Origin of the sequence: Methanoregula sp., assembly GCF_002835825.1 — an archaeon.
GTDB lineage: Archaea > Halobacteriota > Methanomicrobia > Methanomicrobiales > Methanospirillaceae > Methanoregula.
On sequence record NZ_PIZH01000206.1, the window covers coordinates 1 to 4,114 of the forward strand.

4 protein-coding genes, 2 tRNA genes and 1 pseudogene are annotated in these 4,114 nt (G+C 54.6%); 3 read left to right on the forward strand and 4 right to left on the reverse strand.

Annotated features, from left to right (window positions below; all coding sequences use genetic code 11):
* The first annotated feature begins 242 nt into the window (after window positions 1–242).
* Window positions 243–458, forward strand: coding sequence for a hypothetical protein (locus CW742_RS08235; RefSeq protein ID WP_015286823.1), 216 nt, complete (start codon window positions 243–245; stop codon window positions 456–458).
* A gap of 189 nt (window positions 459–647) precedes the next feature.
* On the forward strand, window positions 648–1,343 hold the full coding sequence (locus tag CW742_RS08240; protein WP_292418988.1) for a transglutaminase family protein: 696 nt from the start codon (window positions 648–650) through the stop codon (window positions 1,341–1,343).
* A gap of 4 nt (window positions 1,344–1,347) precedes the next feature.
* Here CW742_RS08240 and CW742_RS08245 read toward each other — a convergent pair whose 3' ends face one another.
* The 4 genes from CW742_RS08245 to htpX form a co-directional block, all read right to left on the reverse strand.
* A complete protein-coding gene (locus CW742_RS08245; protein WP_292418989.1) occupies window positions 1,348–2,328 on the reverse strand; it encodes an MBL fold metallo-hydrolase in 981 nt (326 codons plus the stop codon).
* A 95-nt stretch (window positions 2,329–2,423) separates the two neighbouring features.
* Window positions 2,424–2,497: transfer RNA gene (locus CW742_RS08250), tRNA-Val, on the reverse strand.
* A 4-nt stretch (window positions 2,498–2,501) separates the two neighbouring features.
* Window positions 2,502–2,572 (reverse strand) — tRNA-Gly (locus CW742_RS08255).
* Window positions 2,573–2,747: 175 nt separating this feature from the next.
* Window positions 2,748–3,632, reverse strand: a complete 885-nt coding sequence (htpX, locus tag CW742_RS08260) for a zinc metalloprotease HtpX (protein ID WP_292418992.1) — start codon at window positions 3,630–3,632, stop codon at window positions 2,748–2,750.
* A 125-nt stretch (window positions 3,633–3,757) separates the two neighbouring features.
* Here htpX and CW742_RS08265 point away from each other — a divergent pair.
* Window positions 3,758–4,114: pseudogene (locus CW742_RS08265) on the forward strand (DUF1917 domain-containing protein); the annotation flags it as partial.

Here is a 4,114-nt window from a genome sequence, read left to right on the forward strand (position 1 = left end):
CTTCTGCATCCGGTTAATCCGGGTGCAGAAACGGGCATTCCGCAAAGATATATGGGAATTCTGGCGAAACGGACGTTAAATTGAAGTTTTTAAAACGGAGGAAATACTGCGCCAGAATGACCAAAAACGCCTTAAATATGTGGCCAAAATCCGGGCTTCGACGGGCTTTCGACGGAAACTTTTTATATTATCAGGCGTCAACTCTCATTATCAAAACCCGATTGCGGTTTTGAGGTGTTTAAATGGGAACTAAAATTGGAAAAGAAAAGATTCAGCGCGAAAAGGGATACCTCTACTTCATTGGCAAGGACGGGTATGTCTGGGCAGCCCCGATGAAGCACAACAAGTCCGGCAAGAAGAAGAAAGTCGGAACTGAGAAGGTAGCCAAGGAAAAGGGCTACATGTACTACATTGGCAAGGACGGCTTCGTCGCCAAGGCCAAGATGAAGAACGCATAATCTCACTTTTTCCTTTTGCACGCAGGAATGCCGGCAAACGCCGGCAATCCTGCTCATATTTTTGCCCTGTGGGGGAGATTCTCGCGATGGGTCCACATATCCGTTTTTTCCCTGCGGCCAGCAATCCCAAGTTTGAAGAATCCCGGCGGGAATGTGGATTGTAGCAGGATTCCTGTGATCGGATGAACCATGTCCACGCTGGTTGATGCGTCTTTTCGGGAATGGACACTCGGGCTTGATCAACGGGAGAGCAGGATCTCACTCTTCGAGCATATCCGGAATATCCCTTATTCCTTTTCGGTCCGGATGACCAGTCCTGACACCGCACCGGAACAGATCCTGTCCGCTGGGAAAGGATACTGCGGCCCCAAACACTACCTTCTCGCGGCAATGTACCGAAAACTGGGCCTCGAAGTTGTTTTTGCCACGTTCCCGTTTCTCTGGAATGATCCGGACTTCCAGTATCCACCCCATCTCCGGACACTTGCAGCTGCAGTACCAATAGCCTATCACCTTGCCTGCCGGGTACGGATCAACGGCCGCTGGGTACTGGTGGACGCAACATGGGATCCGCCTCTTGCGCGTGGAGGCTTTCCAGTCAATGAGCATTGGGACGGGCTCTCGGAAACGCGGTGTGCGGTAAAACCGCTCCGGTCGGCAATCCGCACAGCATACTGTCGCACGGGAACCAGTGAACCCTGTCGGGACAACCGCGCAAGGGAACTGAACACTCTCGATGGAGAGCAGCACTGTCGGGATCAAACGGAACATTCCCGGTTTTTTTCTACGCGGACGGGGATGCGAAGTCCCGAAGAGATGGATAAGATTGCACGCTTTTACCCGGCATTCGAATCATGGCTGGAGAAGGTTCGGGACCAGAAATAACTCATCACATGCTTTTTTCTTCAGCAGAGAGGTCGTTGAGATCCCGTACCTTCATGGTAGCTGCAAACGTTCGGGCAAGGAGCGGATTTGCTGCCTGCGGCGGGAGCCCGAGGAGGGCAGCAGTCCGTTTCGTGAACTCTATTATGTCGGAGGTGCCGGTCTCCGATGCCTGGATGACGGCTTTGTGGATCATCTCAAGGTATGAAGCTGCCTGGTCCATCCGGTCGTACACTGCCTTACCGCTCCGCGGTTCGTCCCAGGCTGAAAGGAGGATCCGGATATTACGGGTACGCTTGAGTCTCTGTAAAGACCGCACGGACTTTCGTGCATCGTCATAGACCGGCAGGTCTCCTGCCACCGGAACGGCATCCCCGGAGAAGAGTGCACCCTCTCCCTTCAGGAAGAGGGAGATGGAGCCGGGGGAGTGGCCGGGGGTGTGGATCACTTCGAGGTCATAATGCCCCGACCCGTCAGGATCGATGGTATCGCCATCGACAAGTTCGTGATCGAGAGGGACCGGGCCCCCGACAAGAGTGGAGAAGCCCGGCACCGGCCTCTCGCGGTTCTGCAGGTCAGTATCTTCGATCCACCTCCGCTCGGCTGAATGCGCCATGACCGTGCAGCCCGTTGCATCCCGGATAGCCTTCGCCGCTCCTATATGGTCCGGGTGGGAGTGTGTGAGGAGAATGAGGGATATTTCCGCCGGATCGCGGCCGATCGTTCGGATATAGTCAAAAATCGTCTCCTCGCATCCGGCCACGCCGGTATCAACAAGGGTAATCGTATCGCAGGCAATGATAAAAGAATAGACGAACCGGTCGAGGGCAACACCCGGAGCAACAGGGACCTTAAACGGGTGCCTGATTGCGTGGATTGCCGAAGATATCTGCAGTCTCCTCCCCTCCTTGTATGAAAATATTAGTTCTCCCGGGTCTTGAGCTGGATGCCTTCCACCTCTTTTCACTACAACCATTGCAGGGATCATGGGGGGCGATCCCCCCTGTAACGAACCATCTGCAACCAGGAGACCGGGCAGGAAGAAATGGTAAAAGGGAGTTTTAAAAAACCACAGAACAGTCATGGGCCCGTCGTGATTCGAACACGAGATCTTCGCCGTGTGAAGGCGACGTCATAGCCAACTAGACCACGAGCCCAAAATGCATCGACCGGGAATCGAACCCGGGCTATAGGCTTGGAAGGCCTAAGTCATGCCTCTAGACCATCGATGCACTGTGCTCTACAATTTTGGCGGGGAGGTGTATTAAGGATTGTCACTGCCTGGTGTCCGGAGCAATGGATGGCGCAGCGGCGTTCTTTCGGGGAGAGGATACTCTGCGCCCATTGATAAGGGATCTTCCTGAAAAAGACAAATTCACAATCCTATGGAGAAAAAAGAGGGAATAATCAGTATCCGCGGAGCTCCGCTTCAACCTTCTGGAGGTTCGCGATCCGCTTCTCGAGCGGCGGGTGGGTGGACAGCAGTTCCATGATGGAGTTTCCGGAGAGCGCCGGGATAATGAAGAACGCGTTTGCCCCCTCGACCTTTGCCTTCGCATCGGGAGGAATGACATCAATCCTCCCGCTGATCTTGTTCAGGGCAGAGATGAGCGCCCGGGGGTTCCGGGTGATCTGGGCGCTTCCCCGGTCTGCGGCAAACTCGCGGTACCGGGAGAGTGCGAGGATCAGGAGCGTGCTGATGGCGTAGACGATGATCGAGACGATCCAGATGACAATCCATGCCCCGCCGTTTTCCCGGTTATTACCGCCGAACAGTGCAGAGAAGAAGAAGCTCTGCATGATCATCGAGGCGATCATGGCGATGAAACTGGCAAGCGTCATCGTTAAGATGTCGCGGTTCTTGACATGGGAGAGCTCGTGGGCGAGCACAGCCTCCAGCTCCTCCTTATTCAGGAGGCGCATGATCGAGTCCGTGCAGGCAACCACTGCATGCTTCGGGCTCCTCCCGGTGGCAAAAGCATTGGGCACCGGGCTTTGCATGATGGCGATCCTCGGCATCGGCAGGTCGGCCTCCCTGCAGAGTTTCTGGACCATCATGTGAAGTTCGGGGCGCTCATCCGCCTCAACGATCTTGGCACCGGTGCTCCAGAGCACCAGCTTGTCGGAGAAGAAGTACTGGACAAATCCCATGCCGATGGCAAGAACGATGATAAACCAGTAACTCACGCCGAATGCGAGGAGGATGGTCATGAATACGAGGTACAGCAGGAGCAGTAACAGTCCCGTGAACCAGACCCTGGCAGTTAAGCCCCAGTCGCGTTTCCATTCCATAATTAGTACATCTTTCTATCACGCACTCATAAATCAATCGACAGGTGCAATCCCCTCGCGGGTATACCGCTGGTGCAGGAGAAATACAGAAACCTATTTTTTTGTCAACATCGTTTGTGGTACCAATGGCTGAAGCAGATCCCGAAGCACTGGCTGATGTGGCATATGGTATCTTCGAGCACCTGCTGAACCGCGGTCTGCAGGAAAAGGGGAAGTACCTGTATGCGCTGGTCGAGAGCGGAACCGATTTTACTGAGGACCTTGGCGAGATCTTCTCGAAATTCCAGGAGGAATACCCGCAGCTGGCTGAAGCCATGCTCGCCCGGTTCTCCGATGTCGGTACGATATTCCGGATGCTCTGCGAAGGGGAAGGGGTAATCCCCACGAAAACAACGCAGATGTACTGGATTGTACTGGACGCCCCCGGCAGTGCCCCGGAAGCGATCGAGGACGAGAATGCCGGCAAATGGCTGATCTTCCAG

Excerpts from the sequence above, each read along its gene's own strand:
- CW742_RS08235 (WP_015286823.1), top strand. The coding sequence starts at position 243 with ATGGGAACTAAAATTGGAAAAGAAAAGATTCAGCGCGAAAAGGGATAC.
- CW742_RS08240 (WP_292418988.1), top strand. The coding sequence starts at position 648 with ATGTCCACGCTGGTTGATGCGTCTTTTCGGGAATGGACACTCGGGCTT.
- CW742_RS08245 (WP_292418989.1), bottom strand. The coding sequence starts at position 2,328 with ATGATCCCTGCAATGGTTGTAGTGAAAAGAGGTGGAAGGCATCCAGCT.
- htpX (WP_292418992.1), bottom strand. The coding sequence starts at position 3,632 with ATGGAATGGAAACGCGACTGGGGCTTAACTGCCAGGGTCTGGTTCACG.